The following is a 20,801-nucleotide window of genomic DNA, read 5'->3' on the forward strand; positions in this document are numbered from 1 at the left end:
GCACGGGAATTCATTGCGGAAACGCGGCATTGGGGATCCCCGGGGCGCCGATGGCGCGCGGCTCGGGGGTTCCGGTGTCGCGGAGGGAGGAGAGCGCGCCGTCCTTCGTCGGACGCGGGCTCTTCGGGTCTCGCTTCGGGGCGCGAGGCTCAGAACGGGGGCCCTCAGCGGTCACACATTCGACACATGCAACGAGCAGCACCGGGCGTCGTCATCGCCTCGGTCGCAAGAAAGCGGGTGCTCGTCGTGGTCATGCGGGCAAGTAAAACAGACACGTGAGCGAATGAGTAAAGGTTGTCCGAATGATGGACATGGATGGCTGAAATGTGGACGCCCGGGCCGGGGGCCGGACTGTCACAGGCGCGGTCTAAAGTCGTTCCATGCCTGTCTCGTCCGCACGTGCCGCACGTGCCGCCCGGGGGTCACGGTGATCGACGCCCTGACGCTCGTGGTCGGTCTGGCCGCCCTCGCGCTCGCCGCCTGGTGCGGCCACGCCTTCTACCGCGACCAGTCCACCAAGGACTGGCACTTCATCGGCATGGCCGTCGTCTCCGTGCTCGCCCTCGTGCAGCTGGTCATCGGTGTGGTGCAGCTGAGCCGCGGCGAGCAGCCCGCCAAGGGGACGGCCATCTTCGTCGCCTATCTGCTGGGCGCGGCGGCCTGCGTCCCGGGCGCCGGCTTCGTGTCGCTCACCGAGCGGACCCGCTGGGGTTCGGCCACGGTGGCGGCCGGCGCGGTGGTGCTCGGTGTGCTGCAGGTGCGGCTCTACGACATCTGGGGAGGGTGACGACTGTGACCGAGTCCGTCGAGAGCGGCGCGGGTCTGGGGAAGGGGCCCGGGCGGCTGCTGGTCTGGGTGTACGGGGTGTTCACGGTGGCCGCGGCGTCGCGGTCGATCGTGCAGATGGCGCTGCACTTCGGGCATGCGCCGTTGGCGTACTCGCTGTCGGCGGCGGCCGCCCTTGTGTACGCGTTCATCACGTACTCGCTCGTACGCGGGGGCGAAACGGCGCGGCGGGCGGCCTTGGTGTGCTGTGTGCTGGAGCTGCTCGGGGTACTGACCGTTGGCACGTGGACGCTGGTTTCGCCGTCGTCGTTCCCGGATGCGACGGTGTGGTCGGACTACGGCATGGGCTACCTGTTCATCCCCGTGATCCTGCCGGTGACGGCGATGGTGTGGTTGCGGAAGGCGGCTGCGGCCCGGTAGGGCCGCGTTGGGTTTTTGCCCCGGTCCCGCCCTTTCACCGTTTCTTCCGGGGAGACCCCGGACCCCAAGCGCCCTTCGGGCGCTGTCCTCAAGCGCCGGACGGGCTGAATTTCAGCCCGTCCGGCGCTTGAGGACACCCGCGCGGAGCGCGCAAGAAACGGTGAAATGGGGGTGCCCCCTCTGGGAGAGGGACCGGGGCACACTCCATACGGCGATCAGCCCGCGTACGCCGGGGCCTCCACCGCCTTCTCCAGCGTCACCAGGCCCTGCTCCGCGCCGGCCGTCGCGGCATACCCCCGCCCCCGGCACAACCGCAGCGCGACCTCGCTACGGCGGCCGACCGACACGCGGAAGTGCTGTGCGGAGTGCTCCGCGGCCAGGCGCTCCTCGACGGCGGCCAGCAGTCGGCCCCCAAGACCGTGCCGGCGCAGCCGCGGGTGCACGATGAGGGCGGCGAGCGTCGCGACCCCGGACGTGTCGACGGAGGCGCGGACCGAGCCGACGACCTCGTCCCCGAGCCGGGCCACCAGGACGCATCCGGCGGCCAGTTCGGCCCGGAGCGCGGCCAGGCTCTGGGTGAGCGGCGCGATGGAGTAGTCGCCGTAGAGCTCCGCCTCCCCTTGGTAGCAGAGGTACTGGAGCTTGAGGATCTGTTCGGCGTCGTCCTCGCCCGCCGTCGCGATGGTCACGCTCATGCCCATGTGCGCATGCCTCCCCTGGTCGCCTTCCGTGGCGCGTGTTGCCCAACGGCCCAACGGGCCTATCGCTCCTTTCCCCCGGGGTCAGGAACCGCAATCGCCGCCGTGAGCATTCTGCGCAGGCATCCCAGGCATCGGGAACGGATGGGCCCCAGAGATCCTTGTGAGATACCCAACTCCCCTGCGATTTCTCGGTAGGTCGGGTCGCCGGAGGAGAGCAGTGCCCGCATCAGGCCGGGGCAGCGGCCGGGCAGCCGGCGGACCGCGGCGCGCAGTTCGCGCCCCGACTCGGCGGCCAGGACGGCCCGTTCCACCCCGGACTCCGACGCCGCGGCCGGGCCGGCCGGTTCGTCGGCGGTCGGGTCGTAGGGCACCTCGCGCCGGGTGTGCCGGCGCGCGGCGCGGGCCTCGGCCCGTACCGCTGCGCGTAACCGCCGCCCCCGGTCCCGCTCCACCGGGGCGGCGCATCCCTCGCTCAGCAGCCGGACCCAGACGGCCTGTTCGAGGTCGGCCGCGTCCACGCCGGCCGCCGGGGCCTCCGCGGCGCATTCCGCGGCCAGCAGCGGGCGCAGCGAGGTGAGGAGGTCGTTCGGTGTCATGTCCGGCGGGACGTGGGCCCGTGATCCGCCGGTTGCCGACGCGGAGGGGCATCACCCTTCCGTGTCGGCAACCGTCGTGAGCTGACTCGTCAGCCCTTGCGTCCTGCCAGGAACGCGTCCCGCGCGAGCACCGCGGTGTCGCAGTTGTCGGAGAAGATGCCGTCGATGCCGGTGGCGAAGTACGTCTTGAAGGCGCCGAAGGCGTCGCCGTACGCGGCGGGGTCGGTGCCGCGCCGGAAGTCGGCGGGCAGGAAGTTGTTCTCGTTGCGCATGGTGTACGGGTGGAGGATCAGCCCGGCGGCGTGGGCGTCGCGCACCAGCGTGGTGGGCTTGGTGAGCCTGCCGTCCTTGTCCCGGGGGATGATCGTGTCGAGCCAGGGGCCGATGCCGTCGGCGAAGCCGGCGACCCACTTCAGGCCCTTGGGCGTGATCAGGTCGCGGGTCGTGCGCGGGTCCTTGGCCTCGACGAAGTCCCAGGGGCGGACGGGCAGGTCGTCCAGGAGAAGGATCTTGGGACCGTCGACGCCGAGGCGGCCCAGCCGCTGGAGGCTGCTCGGCTCGAAGGACTGGAGGAAGGTGTGGCCGTCGCGCCCGGCCCGCCCGTACCGGCGCAGCAGCTTGGCGAGCCGCTCCTCCAGGCCCAGGCCCAGCTTGCGGAAGTAGGTGGGGTGCTTGGTCTCGACGTGCAGCCAGATACGCCGGCCGCGCTTGCGGCCCTGCTGTTCGGCCCACTTGAGGACCTCTTCGAAGGTGGGCACGGACCAGCGGCCGTCGTACATGGTGTTGTGCTGGCGGAACTGCGGCAGACGCTCCTTGGCGCGCAGGGTCTTCAGCTCGGCGAGCGTGAAGTCCTCGGTGAACCAGCCGGTGTGGGCCTCGCCGTCCACGGTCTTGGTGGTCTTGCGGGAGGCGAACTCGGGGCGGGAGGAGACATCGGTGGTGCCGGTGATGTCGTTCTCGTGGCGGCAGACGAGGTGGCCGTCCTTGGTGGGGACGACGTCCTGCTCGATGACGTCCGCGCCGTTGTCCAGGGCGAACTGGTAGGAGCCGAGGGTGTGTTCGGGGCGGTAGCCGCTGGCGCCGCGGTGGCCGATGACGGTGGGGACCGGCAGGTCACGGAAGTGACCGCCGTGTCCGCGCCCGCGTGCGGCGGCCGGGGCCGCCGCGGCCGCCGCCGTGCCGGCGCCGCCGCCGAGGGCGACGGCTCCCGCGCCGAGAGCCGCCGCGGCCCCCAGTACCATCCGCCTGCCCGGCCGCTGCTCCTGCTGCATGTGATGTCGCTCCTCGTGATGCGGAGCCGGTAGTTCCGGCTCCTGTTCGGACGCGCAGATCGTAGGTGCGTCCGTCTTTCGTACAGAAGGCCTGTGCCGAAACGGAGTGAAAACTCACGTCAACACTGCGTATCGAGTCGGTTAACCCGGCGTGCGGCGCACTCGTACCCGCGAGTATCGTCCTCAAGCGCCACCCGGCCCGTCCGCCCGCACACACCGACCCGGAGGATCCGTTGTCCCGCATCCTGCTCAAGGCGTTCCTCGGACTGCTCATGCGCGTCCTGTACCGCCCCACGGTCGAGGGCATGGAGCGCATCCCCGGCAGCGGACCGGTCATCCTCGCCGGGAACCACGTCACGTTCATCGACTCGCTCTTCCTCGCGCTGGTGGTCAAGCGCCAGGTGTTCTTCATCGGCAAGGACGAGTACGTGACGGGCAAGGGCCTCAAGGGACGGCTGATGGCCTGGTTCTTCGGCGCCTCCGGGATGATCCCGGTGGACCGGGACGGCGGTCACGGCGGCGTCGCGGCCCTGATGACGGGCCGCCGGGTGCTGGACGAGGGCAAGATCTTCGCCATCTACCCCGAGGGCACCCGCTCCCCCGACGGCCGGCTGTACCGCGGCCGCACCGGCATCGCCCGGCTCGCGCTGATGACCGGCGCGCCGGTCGTCCCGTTCGCGATGGTCGGCACCGACAAGGTGCAGCCGAGCGGCAAGGGCCTGCCGCGCATCGCGCCGGTGACGGTGCGCTTCGGCGAGCAGCTGGACTTCTCCCGCTACGAGGGCATGGACCGCGACCGCTATGTGCTGCGCGCCGTCACCGACGAGGTGATGAGCCACGTGATGCGGCTGTCGGGCCAGGAGTACGTGGACGTCTACGCCACCAAGGCGCGGGCGTCGAAGGCCGCCTGACCCGACGGTTCGCGAGGGATCGCGAGGGATCACGCCCCGCCGAGGCACCGCGGCTGGAAGCCCGGGTCGGCGGGGCCCTTGTGCTCCAGGGCGTTCAGCACCCACTGGTGGACGACCGGGTCCTTGGTCGCCTGGTCGTGCATGAACGGGTCGAGCGGACACTTGTCCTGGAGCACGACGTTGGTCAGGTGCTCCTTCGGGCCGCTCAGCAGGGCGCTGGTGTAGGGGATGACGACCTCGTCGTGCCGGGTGGTGATGACGGTGTAGTCCGGCCCGGCCGGGGTCTCCTCGCCCTCGTTGAGCTTCTTCAGCAGGTCGGAGCCGACCCGCTGGTCGAGGCAGGACGGGCAGAAGGTGTAACCGGCCGGGATCGCCAGCGGGTTCTTGGTGCCGTGGTTGGAGGGGACGATGCCGATGAGGTCGTCCACCTTGTCGGCGCCGCCGAGGAACTTGACGTAGTAGCGGGGCATCATGCCGCCCTGGCTGTGGCCGACGATGTCGACCTTGGCCGCGCCGGTCGCGCCGCGCACCGCCTCCACGAAGTCGCGCAGCTCGGCCGCCGCCTGCGGGATGGGGTCGGTCTCCATGTGGCCGTAGTTGAAGGCGAAGACGCAGTAGCCCTTCTCCTTCAGCTTCGGGGAGAGCTTGGCCCAGTTCTCGGCCATCAGCTTGAAGGTGCCGTTGACCAGCACAACCGGCTGGGGGTGGGCCGAATCCGGCTTGCAGGACCAGTCGTTGGCACCCTTCGGCGGGATGTCGAGGATCGAGGCGGAGGCCGTCGGCGCGGCCGACATGCCCGTGAAGGTGAGGGCGGCGGTGGCCGCGGCGGCGAGCAGCAGCCTGACTCTGGCGCGCAGACGCATGAGGGGGTTCCTTCCGCACGAGGAATCTCAAGGATCTTGTCGAACCGCGTTCGGCAATACCGACCGGTAGCCGCGATATTTGCGCCCGCATAAGGATGCCGTCAAGAGAACTTGCTCTCGGCAAATGTCACAGGGGCCGGGGCTTGCCGCCCCGGCCCCTGTGGGGTTAGCTCATCTGAGCCCTGTGCCGCTCAGCGCTCGGTCAGTACTCGGTCAGTGCTCGACCGTGCCCTCTTCGAGCCGCTGCCCGCGCAGCAGGAACCACGCCGCCACCGCCGTGCTCAGCAGCACCGCCGCTCCCACGCCGGAGGCGATCCGCAGCCCGTCGACGAAGGCGTGCTGCGCCGAGGAGAGCAGTACCGAGCCCGTGTCCGCCGGCAGCGTCACCGCCGCCTTGACGGCGCCGCCCAGCGACTCGTGCGCCGCGGACGCCTGCTCCTCCGGGACGCCCGCGGGCACCGTGAAGCCGCGGTAGACGCCGGTGACGATCGAGCCGAGCAGGGCGATGCCCAGCGCGGCGCCCAGCTCGTACGCCGTCTCGGAGACCGCCGAGGCGGCGCCCGCCTGCTCCTTGGGCACGCTGGAGAGGATGACGTCGGCGGTGACGGTGAAGGAGAAGCCCGCGCCGACGCCGACGACCAGCAGCACCGCGCCCAGCAGCGGATAGGCGGTGCCGGTGGAGAGCCAGCAGAGCACCGCGAGCGCGGTGCCGATCGCCGCGAGGCCGCCGGACACCACGCCCCGCACCGACCAGCGGCGGGCGGCCTGCCCGGCGAGCAGACCCGCCGTGACCGCGCCGATGGCCGCCGGGAGTTCGGCCAGGCCCGCCTCCAACGGGTCGCGGTTCTGCACCAGTTGCAGGAACTGCGAGAGGAAGAAGACCAGCCCGGACAGGCCGAGGACGGTCAGCAGGTCGGCCAGCACCGCGCCGGAGAAGCCCCGGTTGCGGAAGAGGCGCATGTCCAACAGGGGTGCGGGCAGCCGCAGCTGGCGCCGGACGAACCAGGCCAGGGCCCCCACGCCGATCACCGCCGCGACGGCGACCTCCGGGCTCGCACCGGTCGTCGCCCCCTCCTTGATCGCATAGACGACGGCGATGATGCCGGCCATCGACAGCGCGACGCTCAGCAGGTCCCAGGGGCCGGGCGCCGGGTCGCGCGACTCGGGCAGCAGCTTGACGCCCACCAGCACCAGCACGGCCATCACCGGCAGATTGATCAGGAAGACCGAGCCCCACCAGAAGTTCTCCAGCAGGAACCCGCCGACCACCGGACCCACCGCCGCGCCGGCCGAGGCCATCGCGCCCCAGATGCCGATGGCGAGGCTGCGCTCGCGCGGATCGTGGAAGAGGTTGCGGATCAGCGCCAGCGTCGAGGGCATCAGCGTCGCGCCCGCCACGCCCAGCAGCGCCCGGGCCGCGATCATCATCTCCGGGCTGGAGGCGTAGGCGTTGAGCACCGAGACCGCGCCGAAGGCCACGGCACCGCTCAGCAGCAGCTTCTTCCGCCCGATGCGGTCGCCCAGGCTGCCCATGGAGACCAGCAGACCGGCGATGACGAAGGAGTAGACGTCACCGATCCACAGCAGCTGGGTGCCCGAGGGACGCAGGTCCTCGCTGAGGAACGGCGTCGCCAGGCCGAGGACGGTGGCGTCCACGGCCACCAGCAGTACGGCCAGGACCAGGACGGCGAGCGCGAGCCAGCGCCCCCGCCCCGGTGCGTCCGGCCCCTTGGCCCCGGGCTCCCGTGTGATCGTTTCGCTGCTCACCGCTCCATCCTCCGCCGCGCGCCGCCGAGCAGCAGCTCGGAGACCATCCGGGTGTGGTCCTTGGCGGCCACCCGGCCGTCCTGCACGGCCCAGGCCCCGGCACCGATCAGCCCGTAGAGCGCCTCGGTGAGCCAGGCGGGCGAGAGGTCGAGGCGGAAGACGCCCTCCTCCTGGCCGCGCCGGAAGAGTCCCTGGACGCGGACGTCGAGCCGGTTCCAGCCCTCGTTGATGCCGGCCTCGTAGAGCTGGTTCTCGGTGAAGAGGAAGGCGAGGAAACCGGCGACGGGCTCGGAGCGCGCGATCAGCCGGCGTACGGCCTCGTCGGCGTCGCCCTCCTCCGTGCGGGCCTCGTCGAGGGCCCGCTCGAACTCGGCGATGCCGTGGTCCTCCAGGGCGCGCACCAGGGTGTCGCGGCCGGAGAAGTGCCGGTGGAGGGTGGCCCGGCTGACCCCGGCGGCCTTGGCGATCTCGTCCATGGATGCCGTGGCCTTGCGGGTGAGCAGGGCCGCGGCGGCCCTCAGTACGTGTTCACGGTCGAGGCTCATGAGACGACGATAACCCGAATGAGACAGTGATGTCTCATTCGGGTTATCTGTGTCGCGTACGCGTCAGCCGCGTCGCGCGTCAGGACCGCTGTGCGTCAGGACCGCTGTGCGCCGGCCCACTCCCGCTGGACGGCCAGGTCCGCCTTGACCTCCGTGAGCTGCACCGCGACCGCCGAGGGGGCGGTGCCCCCGCGTCCGCTGCGGGAGGCGAGCGCCCCGGGCACGTCCAGGACGGTGCGGACCTCGGGGGTCAGGTGCGGGGAGATCGCGGCGAACTGCTCGTCGCTCAGCCCGTCGAGCTCGATGCCGTGCTTCTCGCACTCCTTGACGCACTCCCCCGCCACCTCGTGGGCGACGCGGAACGGCACGCCCCGCCGCACCAGCCACTCGGCGATGTCGGTGGCCAGCGAGAACCCGGCGGGGGCCAGCTCCTCCATCCGCTCGCGGTGGACGGTGAGGGTCGCCATCATCCCGGTGAAGGCCGGGAGCAGGACCTCCAGCTGGTCGCAGGAGTCGAAGACGGGCTCCTTGTCCTCCTGGAGGTCGCGGTTGTAGGCGAGCGGCAGGGCCTTGAGGGTGGCCATGAGGCCGGTGAGGTTGCCGATCAGCCGGCCGGACTTGCCGCGCGCCAGCTCGGCGATGTCGGGGTTCTTCTTCTGCGGCATGATCGACGAGCCGGTGGAGAAGGTGTCGTGGAGGGTGACGAAGGAGAACTCCTTCGTGTTCCAGATGATCACTTCCTCGGCGATCCTCGACAGGTCGACGCCGATCATCGCCGTGATGAAGGCGAACTCCGCGACGAAGTCCCGCGCGGCCGTGCCGTCGATGGAGTTGGCGGCCGAGCCACGCTCGAAGCCGAGGTCGGCGGCGACCGCCTCCGGGTCGAGGCCGAGGCTGCTGCCGGCCAGGGCGCCCGAACCGTACGGGGAGACCGCCGTCCGCCCGTCCCACTGCCGCAGCCGCTCCGCGTCCCGCGACAGCGCCTGGACGTGCGCCAGGACGTGGTGCGCGAAGAGCACCGGCTGGGCGTGCTGGAGGTGGGTGCGGCCGGGCATCGCCACGTCCGCGTGCGCCTCGGCGAGGCCGACGAGCGCCTCCTGGAGGTCGGTGATCAGCCCGCCGATGATCCGCGCGTGGTCGCGCAGGTACATCCGGAAGAGCGTGGCCACCTGGTCGTTGCGCGAGCGGCCGGCGCGCAGCTTGCCGCCGAGCTCGGGGCCGAGCCGCTCCAGCAGGCCGCGCTCCAGGGCGGTGTGCACGTCCTCGTCGGCGATCGTGCCGGTGAAGGTGCCGTCGGCGACGTCCTTCTCCAGCCGGTCGAGGCCGTCGAGCATCCGCTCCAGCTCGTCGGCGGTCAGCAGGCCCGCCTTGTGGAGCACGCGGGCGTGGGCGCGGGAACCGGCGATGTCGTAGGGGGCCAGGCGCCAGTCGAAGTGGACGGACGCGGACAGCTTGGCCAGTGCCTCGGCCGGGCCGTCGGCGAAGCGGCCGCCCCAGAGCCGGACGTCGTCGGTGGTGCCGTTGCTCACTTGCGTGCTCCTCGGGGGTGGTGGGGGAGGCGACCGACCGCCGTGGGCGGGCGCAGCGGCGGCCGGTCGCTCGTCAGGCCAGGTCGCGCTTGGCGGCGATCTTCGACGACAGGCCGAAGATGTCGATGAAGCCCTTCGCCGCCGACTGGTCGAACGAGTCACCCGTGTCATAGGTGGCGAGGTTGAAGTCGTAGAGCGAGCTGGCGGACTTCCGGCCGGTGACGACGGCCCGGCCGCCGTGCAGGGTCATCCGGATGTCGCCGTTGACGTGCTCGTTGGCCTCGGCGATGAAGCCGTCCAGGGCCCGCTTGAGCGGGGAGAACCACAGGCCGTCGTAGACCAGCTCGCTCCACCGCTGCTCCACCTGCCGCTTGTAGCGGGCCAGTTCGCGCTCGACGGTGACGTTCTCCAGCTCCTGGTGGGCGGTGATCAGCGCGATGGCGCCGGGCGCCTCGTAGATCTCCCGGGACTTGATGCCCACCAGCCGGTCCTCGACCATGTCGATCCGGCCGATGCCCTGGGCGCCGGCCCGCTCGTTGAGCTGCTGGATCGCCTGGAGGACGGTGACGGCCTGGCCGTCGATCGCGACCGGGACGCCCTTCTCGAAGGTGACGACCACCTCGTCGGGGTCCCGGGGGGTGGCCGGGTTGGCCGTGTAGTCGTAGACGTCCTCGATCGGGGCGTTCCAGATGTCCTCCAGGAAGCCGGTCTCGACGGCCCGGCCGAAGACGTTCTGGTCGATGGAGTACGGCGACTTCTTGGTCGTCGCGATCGGGAGGCCCTTGGCCTCGCAGAAGGCGATGGCCTTGTCCCGGGTCATCGCGTAGTCCCGGACGGGCGCGATGCACTTCAGGTCGGGCGCCAGCGAGGAGATCCCCGCCTCGAACCGCACCTGGTCGTTGCCCTTGCCGGTGCAGCCGTGGGCGACGGTGGTCGCGCCGTGCTTCTGCGCCGCGGCGACGAGGTGCTTGACGATCGTGGGCCGCGAGAGGGCGGAGACCAGCGGATACCGGTCCATGTACAGGGCGTTGGCCTTGATCGCCGGGAGGCAGTACTCCTCGGCGAACTCGTCCTTGGCGTCGGCGACCTCCGCCTCCACCGCACCGCAGGCGAGCGCGCGCTTGCGGATGACGTCCAGGTCCTCGCCGCCCTGGCCGACGTCCACGGCGACGGCGATGACCTCGGCGCCCGTCTCCTCGGCGATCCAGCCGATGGCGACGGAGGTGTCCAGGCCGCCCGAGTAGGCGAGTACGACGCGCTCGGTCACGGGATTCTCCTTACGTGCATTGCATGCGGTGATGGGTATAACTATGCAGTGCTCCGTATGTTTCGTCAATGACTCGGGAGAGTGAACCTCGCGGAACCCCGTGGGCGCCCCAAAACCGTTCGATTCCCGGACCGCCCCGGGCCTACGATCACCACACACGCGATCGAACCGACCGAAACGGGACGCACCTCCATGAGCCGCGAGCACGACCTGGCCCATACCGCCCTGCGAGCCGCACGATCGGGGTCCGGCCTTCCGCTCGACGTCGTCGATCCGCGCGATTGGGTCGCCCTCGACCACGGCGTGCGGGAGCACCTGATGTGGGAGGAGTTGCCCACGGCCTGGCTGCACGCGGGGGAACCGGCGCCCAACGACGCGGCCTTCGCGATCGCCCTCTGCCACCCCAGCGGCCACGTCCGCGAGACCGCGCTGCGGCACCCCGGGGCCGCCGCCCTCCTGCCGCTCGTCGTCCTGCGCTGCGCCGACTGGGCGGGACCCGTGCGCGAGCAGGCGCGGAAGGTGCTGGACGAGGCACTGCCGACGGCCTCGCCGGAGACCGTGGCGCTCGGCACGGCCGTGGCCCTGCGCGCGGCGGGGCGCAGGCACGGCGGGCACGCCCGCGCCCTGCTCGCGGAGACCGTCCGCGACCCCGCGCTGATCGACGCGCTGCTGGCGAGCCCGGACCGGGGCGCGCGCCGGTTCGGCCACCGGGCCGCCATCGAGCAGGACCACCTCTCCCCCACCCGTCTCGCCCGCATCGCCGCGACCGACCGGGACGCCGTCGTGCAGGACCTCTGCGCGGACGCGGCCCTCGCCCGGGTCCAGGACGCCGGGATCCTGCGGCCGCTGCTCGACTCCCGGAGCCCGAGGGTCCGGGCCGCCGGGGTGACCGCGCTCAAGCGGACCGGGGACACCGACGAGGCGGCCCGTTTCCTCGCCGACCGCTCCGGCCTCGTCCGCGCCTGCGCCCGCTGGGCGCTGCGGCAGCACGGCATCGACCCGCTGCCGCTGCACCGGGCCGCCTGCACCGCCCCCGTCGTCCTCCCCGGCGCCCCCGCCGGCCTGGGCGAGAGCGGGACGCGCGCGGACGCGGCGCTGCTGTGGCCGCTGCTGGACCACCCGCGCGCCGCCGTGCGCGCCCGGACCGTCGCCGCGCTGCGGACGCTGGGCACCGGCAAGCAGGAGCGCCTCGTCCCGCTGCTGGACGACCCGTCGGCCTCCGTCGTCCGCGAGGCCACCAGCGCGCTGGAGCCCGTGGCCGTCCGGCTCCTCCCCGAGGAGTGGCTGTACGAGCGGCTGGCGGACGACCGGCCCCGGCACGTGCGGGTCTCCGCCTTCCGCCTGCTGGTGGCCCACCGCCCGGAGGCCCGGCTCCGCTGCCTGCGCCGCCTCGTCGACGACCCCGACCCGAAGCTCCGCGTCCGGGCCCTGACCGCCCTCGCCGCCCACGGCCCCCTTCCGGAGGCGGCACCGGAGAACACCCCGGAGGCGGCCCGCGCCGAGCCGGTCGCCCTGCCGGAGCAGGCCGTGGAGCCTCCGGTCGCACCGCGCACGACGCTGCTGCGCCGGCTGTTCGGCACCTCCCGCTGACCCCGGACCGCCACCGGACCGGCCCCGCATGGACCCCGCATCAGCCCCGGATCGACCCCGGATTTGGATCACGGCCCGGAACAGGATATTTTCTTTCTGCACGCCCCACCGGGAAGAAAACCGGAGGGAACGGGCAAACCGGGACGTGGCGCAGCTTGGTAGCGCACTTGACTGGGGGTCAAGGGGTCGTGGGTTCAAATCCCGCCGTCCCGACGGTTGACGAAGGGCTCCTGCCGCAAGGCAGGGGCCCTTCGTCGTGAGCGCGGCGGGATCAGCCGCAACGGCCCGCCGGGCGGGCCCGGGTGACCAGGTCGTCGGATCCGGTGGTGGAGTCGACCCACACGACCTGCCGGCCGGTCGGCCCGGTCGCGGCGGGCGTGGACTGCTCGCCGCGGTTGCAGGACATCCGGCCGCGGTTCGCGCCGTCCGGCGAGAGCTGCCACAGCTTGGCCGGCGTCTCGTTGCGCACCCGTTCGTCCGGCGTGTGCGCGCTGAGGGTCACGGCGTCGTCGGAGGCGGTCAGGTCGACGCCCCGCAGCGCGTCCTTGCCCGTGTCCGGGCTGATGTCGACGACGCCGGTGCCGTCGAGGTCCGCCCGGCGCACCGCGGTCGTCCCGCTCTGCCAGTCGTTCCAGACCAGCCAGTAGACGTACCGGCCGGTGATGGCGGTGCGGCCGGTGCCCAGCGGCTTGCCGAGCTGTCCCATCACCGTCCGCCGACCGGTCGCGACGTCCAGCACCTCGGTCCGCGAGCCGCCGCGCTGGAAGCTGGTGAAGGCGATCCTGCCGTCTCGGAGCGACGGGTCGTTCGTGGAGTGGTACTGGCCGCCGCTGCCCGGCCGGATCTCGGTCGGGTCGGTCTCGCCCATCCGCAGGTACACCACGCGGGAGCCGCCGCGGTGCCGGTGGGCCTCGAAGGTCACGGTCTTCCCCTCGACGTGGAGCGAGGAGACGTGGGCCTGGTGGTACGAGTTGGAGTACAGCACCTTGATGGGTCCGCCGGCGAGCGGGCGTGCCAGGACCTCGGACTTGTAGCCCCGCCACGCCTCCCACACCACGGTCTTCCCGTCGGTGACGGCGTCGGTGTGGAAGCGGCCGTCGTTGGGGCTGATCAGCTTCTTCTCCCCGGTGCCGTCCAGCCGTCCGGCCCAGACCGAGTACGGCTCCGACCCGTCGTCATTGGACTTCGAGGTCACCCACCAGCCGCCGCCCGCCCCGGAGGAGGCGTCGCGCGTGTTGAGCGTGCCCAGCAGCAGGTCGGAGTCCACGCCCGTGGCCAGTTCCCAGCCGGGGACGATGCCGTGGGCGTTGAAGGCGCGTTCGACGGCGCGGAGTTGGGTGCCGGTCGCCTGGAGATCGCGGGCGGCGGCGAGGACGGCGTTGCGGGCCTCGGTGAAGCCGTCCAGCGGCGTCATGTACTCCGTGAGCGCCTTGTAGACGATCCGGTCGGCGAACCGGTGGTCCAGGTCCTTGCGGATGTCCCACAACGCGCCGGAGAAAATCGTGGAGTTGAGGTGGACGCCGCCGTTGTCGTTGAGGAACGGGACCCCGAGGAAGGACCCGGACGCCGTCCGGCCGTCGTTCATGTCACGGGCGGCGCATTCGCGCGGCCCCTTCGTCCGGCACAGCGTCTCGCCCAGCAGCCCGGAGTCGGGGCTGTCCATGGGCAGACCGAAGGTGTTGGTCTGGACGGCGTTGCCGAAGTAGTCGGCGACGGCCTCCCCCACGGCGCCGGGCTGGCCGGCGGGGACGAGCTCCGCCGAGCTCTGCACGACGCCGTGCGTCATCTCGTACCCGATGACGTCCAGCCCGGCGGAGAAGGGCAGGTGCTCCTTGTCCCCGCCGCCGTACACCATCTTGCCGCCGTCCCAGAAGACTCCGAGGAACGGCTCCCAGGTGCCCACGCCCACCAGGGAGTTGAGGGGCGCGCCCCGTCCGTTCCAGCCGTTCCGGCCGTGGACGTCCTTGTAGTAGTCGAGGACCTTGCCCGCGCCCCAGTGGGCGTCGATCGCGCCGAGGTCGGTCGGCTCCTTGCCGAAGGCGGGGGTCGGCGACCCGAACTCCCTGGCCTTGGACGGCCAGCCGCCGCCGAGCACCTCGACGAGGCTCACACCACGCGCGTCCCAGGTGGCGACGGTGCCTCCGGACGGCCGGGAGCGGTCGCGCAGGAGGTACTCCTTGCGCGTTCCGTCGTGCTCGACGCCGAGTTCGACGGTCTTCCCGTCGAGCCGGGTGCCGGACCCCTTGGTCCCGTCGTCGTCGGCAGCGGCGGTCCGAATGCGCGAAGTTCCGCTCCCGCCGGTGCCCTTGGGGGCGGTGAACGACTTGATGCCGCTGTACTGGAGGAGCGGATAGCCGGACTGCGCCTCGACGTAGACCTCGTACAGCGCGGGGGTCCCGTCGGCCGGATTGTCGCCCCGTACGGTGACGTGCCGGGTGAGCACACCGGCGCCCCGGGGCAGGACGACGAGCCCGTGATCGGTGCCGCTCAGCGTCTCCTTCTCCCGCTCCGGGCCGCGCAGGCGGAGCTGGTCCTCGACGGAGTCGACCGCCCGCGCGACGGCCGTCTCCGCGTCGATGCCGGGCTCGGTGCCGACCGTCAGCCCGGTGAAGTACCGCCCCGAGGTCCCGGTGACGACCCGTCCCCCGCCCTTCCCCCGCTCCATCCGCACCACGTACTGCCCGCCGAGGACGTCCACGCCGCGGTGCTTCTGCTGGAACCGCAGGACGCCTCCGCCGTCCGACACCACCCGCAGATCCCGGTCCGGCCGCGCGATCCGGTAACGGCCCGCCTTGTCCGCCAGGTACCGGACCGCCGCGTCGGCAGCGCTCCCCTTCCCGGTGACCCCCTCCCGAATCCCGCTCACCAGCGCGGGCGTCGCGGTCCGCTGTCCCGGTACGACCTCTCCCGGCCGCGAAGGCGGCGCGGCCGCCGACGCGTTGGCGGACGTACCCGAAACCATCGCCGGGACGACGAGCGCGGCGACGCCGATCAGCGCCGCCGCACTCGGAACCCTGCCGGATGTCCGCGATCTCCTGTGTCCAGTGCCGTGTCTGTGCACCTCTCCCCCTCTGCACGTGACCACAACTCGGCACTCATGCAAGCGGTGGCCTCGGCGGCGCGGCAACAGGAGGGAGGGAAGTGCAGGAGCGAGTTTCGGCCCGGCTCGGGAGCCGGCCCGGCCGTCACGGCCGGAACCTCTCTCGTCCCTCACGTCACCACCTCGGAATGATCAATTCCGTTCTTCTGGGAGCACCATGACCGATCGGAGTGGATCCATGCGCCGACGCCTGGCAGGCGGCCTGGTGGCCGGTCTCGCCCTCACCGGAGCCCTGGTCGCGAAGTCCTCGCCGTCCCAACTGTCGGTTCGTCATCGGGATGCCGCTCGACGATTCCACCAGTCAGCGCCGGAAGACGACGTGAGCCCCGCGCTCGTCCTGGCAGCCATGTGATCGTTGGGCAACCCTTCCCGCGACCTGATGGTCATGTCCGTGCCACCCGCGCACTGGGTGGGCATTGTCAGTCCTGCCTCGGGACGTTCCTGAGGCACTGGAACATGGAGGAAACGCCTTCATGCATCACCGCACCACCGTGGCAGGCTTCGCCGGAGCCCTCGCCCTGTCCGCGCTCACGATTCCGGCGGCCGCCCAGGCAGATGAGGGCTCGGGCGACATCAGGATCACGAAGGTGGTCGTCAACGGGGGGAAGGACATCGTCCTGGGGACCACGGACGTGAAGACGTTCACCATCGCGGTGACCGCCACGGACGACTCGGGCATCGAGGTCGGAAAGACCTTCCCGGTCATGTGGAACACGCCCCTCCCGAACGGCGACGCTTACGGAAGCGTGATGCCCGACGACATCGCGGGCAAGTGCGCGCGCCAGAGCTTCACCACGACCACCTGTACCTACACGCTGAAAATGAACCCGCGTATCCACCCCCAGGACAACACCACGGCCGGGACCTGGACCGTGAGCGCCTACGCCCTGGCCAACGACGGTGACTACATCACCAAGGATTCCGCAGCGAAGGCGAAGGTCCTGCGCAACTCCAGGCTGACGGTCAACGTCTCGCCGAAGCCGGTGAAGAAGAACAAGACGATCACCGTCACGGGAGCCCTGACCCGCGCCAGCTGGGAGACCTACAAGTACGGGGGGTACACCAAGCAGCCAGTGATGCTCCAGTTCAAGAAGAAGGGCACCAGCACCTACAAGACCCTCAAGGCCGTTACAACGGACAGCAAGGGCAGCCTGAGCACGACAACAAAGGCCACGGCTGACGGCTACTTCCGCTACTCCTTCGCAGGCACGTCCACCACCCCGGCGGTCGCCTCCGCAGCGGTCTACGTCAACGTGAAGTAACTCTCGCAGAGGGTCTTCCATCCTCCAGCAAGCGCAGAAGGCTCAGGCCGGAGATCCTTCGGTCTGAGCCTTCTTGAGCCCTGGCTGTTACCCGGCCAGCGGGCCGGTCGGCCGCTGCGTCCCTTCACGCTCTCCAGGCTGACCGGGCTTCACGATACGCTCACGCACCCGGGACATGCCCCAACTACCCTGACGTTCAGTCCTACTTGCCCTGACCTGGGCCGACATCCGGCACGACCGGAACACCTGCAGCTGCACATCATGTGTGCTCGTGACGCAGATGTACGCCCATGGCCTCGGTCAAGGCCACCGCCAGCCGCAGGTCTCCGCTCTGGAGCGCGGCAGAACGCTGCCAGCGGATCTCCTGACAGCGCTCACAGCGGAACGGCCAAGGAGTGGGGGTCGTGGGCTGTACGTCGCAGGGCAGCGCCTCCCAGGCTTCGGCTCCGGCGAGGGCGCGGAGGTGGAGCCGGCCGTTGTCCGTGGCGGTGACCTCGCCGATGCGGTCGCGTCGGGCGTCGTGGACCAACTCCCCTACGGCGGGGGTGCGGTGGGGCGGCGAGGGCATGGTCATGCGCTGTTCCTCTCGGTGGGGTCGATCGTTCCGGATCGCCTTCCAAGCATCTGTGCGCAGCGGTAGCGTGACCAGCAGTAACTGCTATAGAAGAGCCAGGCCGGTTGAAGGGTTCCCGGCTTCAGCGAAGGGGCGAACGAACGTGCCCGCACCAAAGCGGAACGAACCGACCAATCTGAACGAGTGGTTCGGGCGGAAGATTCGCGAGCTGCGCGAAGCGCTGGGGTGGACCCAGGCTCGACTGGGCGAGGAGGTGAACCTTTCCGGGGGCCGAATCGCCCAGTTCGAACGGGCGGAGGACGTACCTCCGAAGGACATCACCGAGCTGCTGGACAAAGCACTCGGTGCCGGGGGCCTGCTCATGGAGCTGCGCCCGCTCCTCACCCGAAGCTGGGAGGAGAAGTGGCCTGAAGATATTTGCGACATCGAGGAACAGGCAACGCGGATTCAGCAGTTCAACTACACCATCCCCGCGTTCTTCCAGACGCCGGAGTACGCGATGGCGCTGCTCGGCGCAGGCGTCCCCTTCGTCGGCGGCGACCTCGCCGAAAAGGTCAAGCTCCGCCTGAGCCGCCGGGATGTCGTCGACGGCCTGAGCCATCCATGGCTCCGGTGCGTAGTGGACGAGTCGGCCCTATACCGGGCTGTCTGCCCGCCGGACATCATGCGAGCCCAGCTTCTGCATCTGCTGAAGGAATGCGAGGAGCCGCGCGTCACAGTCCAGGTGCTGCCTTTCGCAAACAGCCGCATGGTCGTTCCAGGGATGGGACTGGCCACCATCTGGACACTCTCTGACGGACGCACCCTCGCGTACCAGGAAACGGTTGACAGCGGTTACTTCGTCACAAAGCCCAGCGTCGTCTCGCTCTACACCAGCCTCTTCGACCAGTTCCAGGCCGATGCTCTGCCCACCGATGCATCCTTGGCACTTATTCGCAGGGTACTTGAGGACAGATACTCATGATCTGGCGCAAGAGCTCTCACAGCACGACGTCCAACGATTGCGTAGAAGTCACTGCCCCCCTGCCCGGCCTGATACGCATACGCGACAGCAAGCGGTCCAGCGACCCGGGCCCGGTGGTGACCACCAACCCCGCCCCCTGGACCGCCTTCCTCACCGCCCTCCGCAGCGGCGCCCTCTACTGACCACCGGGCCCGGCCGGGATCCCCCCGTCACGCAAGCCCCTGCGCAGCCACATACCGGCCCACGCACTGCAGCAATTCACCCGCGCTGAGCGATTCGTTCGCCTCCGGAATGTCCACCTCGTGCACCTGCTGCCCCAGCTTGAGCTGGGGACCCGCGACGACGTCCCCTCCCCCTGCTTCGGAGAGGTGCCCGTGCACCACAGCGGCCACGGAGCCGTCCGCCGAAGTGATCACTGTGAGTTTCATGTCAGGACATCCCCCCGCCTTGCAGATTGTGGGATCCAGCCTCGTTTCCCACGTTCTGGATGCTGACGAAGTAGGTGACGAAGCCGTTGCCGTCCTTGCTCTTGCCGAAGTTGAACGCGACGTGCTGGGGACCGCTGCCCGACGGCTTGACGTCGGCGGTGGCGAGCTGCGTACCGTGGTCCTCGCCGTTGAATTGGAAGAACCAGTTGAACACCTGGCCCGGGCCCAGCGTGACGATCTGTCCCACGTTGTTGAAGGCCATGACGCACGCACCCCCTCCTGTGCGCTGAAGCTGAAACGACTGAAACGTTCGCGTTAGCGTCAATTCATCTTCAGCGCAGGCGACATCGACGGCTATCGCCCGAAGGAGTGACCGTCAGATGTCCGCAGTCGCAGCGCCGACGGGCCTCAACGTTCCTTCTGCGCCAGCCGTAGCAGATGGTCCGCCAGCGCCTGCCCGCCCACCGGGTCCCGGCTGATCAGCAGGACCGTATCGTCACCGGCGATCGTGCCGATGATCTCGTGCACGCCCGCCTGGTCGATCGCCGAGGCGAAGAACTGCGCAGCACCCGGTGCCGTGCGGAGCACTCCCCGATCGGCGGAGCGAGGACGAAGAGCCCTGGCGTTGGAGCCGGCTTGCTGGGCTTCGAGGAAGGGGCCGTCGTGGCCTCAAGGCTCCGTGGCTGACAGCGCCGATGATGCTTCACGAAGCAGCAACTTTCCTCTATACACGACCACTTGCTTCCACCCGGTGGACAAACGCCCGAACCCCAGGAAGCGCGCGATCGTGCCGCATCAGCCCAGCGGCCATGACGCGCACGGATCCTCGGCCGACTTCCTGCGGCGCGGCCTGCTCCGCGGCGAGGAGGGCGCGGTAGCAACGCTCCGGCTTGCCCCACTGGTCGAAGGCGCGGGCGACATCGATCCAGTACCGGGCCCGGCGTTCGGTGGTGGGCAGCGCGGCGGGGTCGATGCGACGTGCGTATGCGATCGCCTGGCCCGCGTCGCCGAGAAGGTGACTGATCGAGATGCGGTGGAGGAGAACCTGGCCGGGGCCGAACACGGCACCGCGCAACAGAGCGTCATGGCCGAGCTGTCCGGCCGTGGCCTCCGCCTCGGCGATCAACTCGCGGGCGGCATCCCGATCTCCCCGCTTGGCGGCGGTGTAGGCAGCCGTTGCGTACAGGTTCCCCAAGACGGACAGCCGTTCGCTCCTGGGGGTGTTGCGGTCGGCCGCAAGGCGCTGGGCAGCGGTGATGGCGACGTCCGTCGCACGAGCGAAGTGGCCCTGACGACGCCAGGCCGAGGAGACCATTCGATGGGCCTCCGCGACGGTGAGCCCGTCCGCACCGCCGAGGGCGGTGGTCAGCGCCCGGTCCGCAGTGATCGCGGCCAGACCGTCCTCACCGAGCTTGATGCACAGCCGGGTCGCCATGGTGTAGAGCTCGGCGACGGCGGTCGCCGCCTGCTCGGGATGGTCGTCCCGGAGCGCCTGCGCGAGCGCGATCCGGGACGGCAGGGCGCGCGCGAGGGCGTCGTAGCGGCAGGCCCCGAAGTCTCGGCGGGACGTGTCCACCGCTGCCGAGACCGTGACGGGATCGGGGTCCGGGCCTGGCACCGTACCGTGCTGCTGCCGGTGCAGCAGCAGATCCTCCAAGCCGGCCAGGCTCGGACGGGCCGGTTCCTGGGCATCGGCCGGGGACGCTCCGAGAACCGCATTGCTGGTGGCACCGGCCAGGATGGCCAGAAGTTCACGGCGTCGCACCGGGTCGTCCCCCTCCTCGCCGAACAGGGCCTGCGCGCCCACCCTAGTGGTGCTGAGGAGGCGCTGATCGGCGTACCGGCGGCCGGGGTCCTGCTCGTGTCGGAAGGAGAGACCCAGCAGGTGGGGCGGAATATCCAGGTAATCGGCAACCCGCCGCAGCAGCATGATGTCGCACATCGGTTGCTTGCCCCGCTCCATTCGGGAGAGCGAGGCGGCCGTGTAACCGACCGCCGCACCGAGTTCGGCAAGTGTGACACCGGCTGCGTGCCGGGCCAGCCGGACGATGGAGCCCACGTCGCGGCGGGCCGAGGCGTCGTGCAGGGCGGCCGGGCGCCGGATCGGATGAGTGCCGTCCACCTGTCACCTCCTGCCGTGCCGATTGTTCCGTCGAAACGCCTCACCATGCGAGGAGTTGCACATCGTTTACGGCTCGTGCAAACCATGTGCGCACAGATGGGAGGC

At 70.5% G+C, this 20,801-nt stretch carries 21 protein-coding genes, 1 tRNA gene and 1 pseudogene; 9 read left to right on the plus strand and 14 right to left on the minus strand.

Features of this window, described 5'->3' with window-relative positions:
• Nucleotides 1-427 precede the first annotated feature (427 nt).
• Nucleotides 428-787, plus strand: coding sequence for a hypothetical protein (locus AB8735_RS08505; protein ID WP_372406438.1), 360 nt, complete (start codon nucleotides 428-430; stop codon nucleotides 785-787).
• A 5-nt stretch (nucleotides 788-792) separates the two neighbouring features.
• Nucleotides 793-1,206, plus strand: coding sequence for a hypothetical protein (locus AB8735_RS08510; protein WP_344029452.1), 414 nt, complete (start codon nucleotides 793-795; stop codon nucleotides 1,204-1,206).
• A gap of 215 nt (nucleotides 1,207-1,421) precedes the next feature.
• Here AB8735_RS08510 and AB8735_RS08515 read toward each other — a convergent pair whose 3' ends face one another.
• The 3 genes from AB8735_RS08515 to AB8735_RS08525 all read right to left on the minus strand — a co-directional run bounded on the left by AB8735_RS08515 (nucleotide 1,422) and on the right by AB8735_RS08525 (nucleotide 3,774).
• Complete coding sequence (locus tag AB8735_RS08515) at nucleotides 1,422-1,907, minus strand: GNAT family N-acetyltransferase (RefSeq protein WP_372406440.1); 486 nt, start codon at nucleotides 1,905-1,907, stop codon at nucleotides 1,422-1,424.
• Nucleotides 1,908-1,966: 59 nt separating this feature from the next.
• Nucleotides 1,967-2,503 (minus strand): sigma-70 family RNA polymerase sigma factor, encoded by a 537-nt coding sequence (locus AB8735_RS08520; protein WP_344029446.1) that lies wholly within the window; start codon nucleotides 2,501-2,503, stop codon nucleotides 1,967-1,969.
• A gap of 89 nt (nucleotides 2,504-2,592) precedes the next feature.
• Nucleotides 2,593-3,774 (minus strand): glycerophosphodiester phosphodiesterase, encoded by a 1,182-nt coding sequence (locus AB8735_RS08525; RefSeq protein ID WP_372406442.1) that lies wholly within the window; start codon nucleotides 3,772-3,774, stop codon nucleotides 2,593-2,595.
• Nucleotides 3,775-4,007: 233 nt separating this feature from the next.
• Here AB8735_RS08525 and AB8735_RS08530 point away from each other — a divergent pair, with 233 nt between their 5' ends.
• Nucleotides 4,008-4,685, plus strand: coding sequence for a lysophospholipid acyltransferase family protein (locus AB8735_RS08530; RefSeq protein ID WP_344029439.1), 678 nt, complete (start codon nucleotides 4,008-4,010; stop codon nucleotides 4,683-4,685).
• 29 nt (nucleotides 4,686-4,714) lie between these two features.
• Here the strand turns inward: AB8735_RS08530 and AB8735_RS08535 are convergent, their stop codons facing one another.
• The 5 genes from AB8735_RS08535 to AB8735_RS08555 all read right to left on the minus strand — a co-directional run bounded on the left by AB8735_RS08535 (nucleotide 4,715) and on the right by AB8735_RS08555 (nucleotide 10,656).
• On the minus strand, nucleotides 4,715-5,548 hold the full coding sequence (locus AB8735_RS08535) for an alpha/beta fold hydrolase (RefSeq protein WP_344029436.1): 834 nt from the start codon (nucleotides 5,546-5,548) through the stop codon (nucleotides 4,715-4,717).
• Between the two features lie 213 nt (nucleotides 5,549-5,761).
• Entirely contained in the window at nucleotides 5,762-7,315 is a 1,554-nt protein-coding gene (locus AB8735_RS08540; RefSeq protein WP_372406443.1) for an MFS transporter, read from the minus strand.
• The gene (locus tag AB8735_RS08545; RefSeq protein WP_372406446.1) at nucleotides 7,312-7,860 is read right to left on the minus strand and encodes a TetR/AcrR family transcriptional regulator; all 549 of its coding nucleotides are present in this window, start codon (nucleotides 7,858-7,860) and stop codon (nucleotides 7,312-7,314) included. Before AB8735_RS08545 ends, AB8735_RS08540 begins: the two co-directional genes overlap by 4 nt.
• A gap of 95 nt (nucleotides 7,861-7,955) precedes the next feature.
• Nucleotides 7,956-9,389 carry an argininosuccinate lyase gene (argH, locus tag AB8735_RS08550; protein ID WP_372406448.1) on the minus strand — a complete coding sequence of 478 codons (1,434 nt, stop codon included), beginning with the start codon at nucleotides 9,387-9,389 and terminating at the stop codon, nucleotides 7,956-7,958.
• 73 nt (nucleotides 9,390-9,462) lie between these two features.
• Entirely contained in the window at nucleotides 9,463-10,656 is a 1,194-nt protein-coding gene (locus AB8735_RS08555; protein WP_372406449.1) for an argininosuccinate synthase, read from the minus strand.
• A gap of 192 nt (nucleotides 10,657-10,848) precedes the next feature.
• Here AB8735_RS08555 and AB8735_RS08560 point away from each other — a divergent pair, with 192 nt between their 5' ends.
• Nucleotides 10,849-12,246 (plus strand): hypothetical protein, encoded by a 1,398-nt coding sequence (locus AB8735_RS08560; RefSeq protein WP_372406451.1) that lies wholly within the window; start codon nucleotides 10,849-10,851, stop codon nucleotides 12,244-12,246.
• Between the two features lie 139 nt (nucleotides 12,247-12,385).
• A tRNA-Pro gene (locus AB8735_RS08565) sits at nucleotides 12,386-12,459 on the plus strand.
• A 58-nt stretch (nucleotides 12,460-12,517) separates the two neighbouring features.
• Here AB8735_RS08565 and AB8735_RS08570 read toward each other — a convergent pair.
• Nucleotides 12,518-15,112: a M4 family metallopeptidase gene (locus AB8735_RS08570; RefSeq protein WP_372406453.1), complete on the minus strand. Its 2,595-nt coding sequence runs from the start codon at nucleotides 15,110-15,112 to the stop codon at nucleotides 12,518-12,520.
• A 391-nt stretch (nucleotides 15,113-15,503) separates the two neighbouring features.
• On the opposite strand from AB8735_RS08570, the gene AB8735_RS08575 reads away from it, so the two are divergent.
• Complete coding sequence (locus AB8735_RS08575) at nucleotides 15,504-15,698, plus strand: hypothetical protein (protein ID WP_372406454.1); 195 nt, start codon at nucleotides 15,504-15,506, stop codon at nucleotides 15,696-15,698.
• A gap of 121 nt (nucleotides 15,699-15,819) precedes the next feature.
• Nucleotides 15,820-16,608 carry a DUF5707 domain-containing protein gene (locus AB8735_RS08580; RefSeq protein ID WP_344029415.1) on the plus strand — a complete coding sequence of 263 codons (789 nt, stop codon included), beginning with the start codon at nucleotides 15,820-15,822 and terminating at the stop codon, nucleotides 16,606-16,608.
• A 259-nt stretch (nucleotides 16,609-16,867) separates the two neighbouring features.
• Here the strand turns inward: AB8735_RS08580 and AB8735_RS08585 are convergent, their stop codons facing one another.
• Nucleotides 16,868-17,182 (minus strand): hypothetical protein, encoded by a 315-nt coding sequence (locus AB8735_RS08585; RefSeq protein WP_344029412.1) that lies wholly within the window; start codon nucleotides 17,180-17,182, stop codon nucleotides 16,868-16,870.
• 142 nt (nucleotides 17,183-17,324) lie between these two features.
• On the opposite strand from AB8735_RS08585, the gene AB8735_RS08590 reads away from it, so the two are divergent.
• Both AB8735_RS08590 and AB8735_RS08595 read left to right on the plus strand, forming a co-directional pair.
• A complete protein-coding gene (locus AB8735_RS08590) occupies nucleotides 17,325-18,146 on the plus strand; it encodes a helix-turn-helix transcriptional regulator (RefSeq protein WP_344029408.1) in 822 nt (273 codons plus the stop codon).
• Nucleotides 18,143-18,328 (plus strand): DUF397 domain-containing protein, encoded by a 186-nt coding sequence (locus AB8735_RS08595; RefSeq protein ID WP_344029405.1) that lies wholly within the window; start codon nucleotides 18,143-18,145, stop codon nucleotides 18,326-18,328. Before AB8735_RS08590 ends, AB8735_RS08595 begins: the two co-directional genes overlap by 4 nt.
• A 27-nt stretch (nucleotides 18,329-18,355) precedes the next feature.
• On the opposite strand, the gene AB8735_RS08600 is transcribed toward AB8735_RS08595, so the two are convergent.
• The 4 genes and pseudogenes from AB8735_RS08600 to AB8735_RS08615 all read right to left on the minus strand — a co-directional run bounded on the left by AB8735_RS08600 (nucleotide 18,356) and on the right by AB8735_RS08615 (nucleotide 20,696).
• The gene (locus AB8735_RS08600; RefSeq protein WP_344029403.1) at nucleotides 18,356-18,574 is read right to left on the minus strand and encodes a hypothetical protein; all 219 of its coding nucleotides are present in this window, start codon (nucleotides 18,572-18,574) and stop codon (nucleotides 18,356-18,358) included.
• A 1-nt stretch (nucleotide 18,575) separates the two neighbouring features.
• Nucleotides 18,576-18,836 carry a hypothetical protein gene (locus AB8735_RS08605; protein WP_344029400.1) on the minus strand — a complete coding sequence of 87 codons (261 nt, stop codon included), beginning with the start codon at nucleotides 18,834-18,836 and terminating at the stop codon, nucleotides 18,576-18,578.
• A 146-nt stretch (nucleotides 18,837-18,982) separates the two neighbouring features.
• A pseudogene (locus tag AB8735_RS08610) lies at nucleotides 18,983-19,177 on the minus strand (arginine repressor); the annotation flags it as partial.
• 121 nt (nucleotides 19,178-19,298) lie between these two features.
• The gene (locus AB8735_RS08615) at nucleotides 19,299-20,696 is read right to left on the minus strand and encodes a helix-turn-helix domain-containing protein (RefSeq protein ID WP_372406455.1); all 1,398 of its coding nucleotides are present in this window, start codon (nucleotides 20,694-20,696) and stop codon (nucleotides 19,299-19,301) included.
• Nucleotides 20,697-20,801: the final 105 nt, after the last annotated feature.

Origin of the sequence: Streptomyces luteireticuli (assembly GCF_041519305.1) — a bacterium.
GTDB lineage: Bacteria > Actinomycetota > Actinomycetes > Streptomycetales > Streptomycetaceae > Streptomyces > Streptomyces luteireticuli.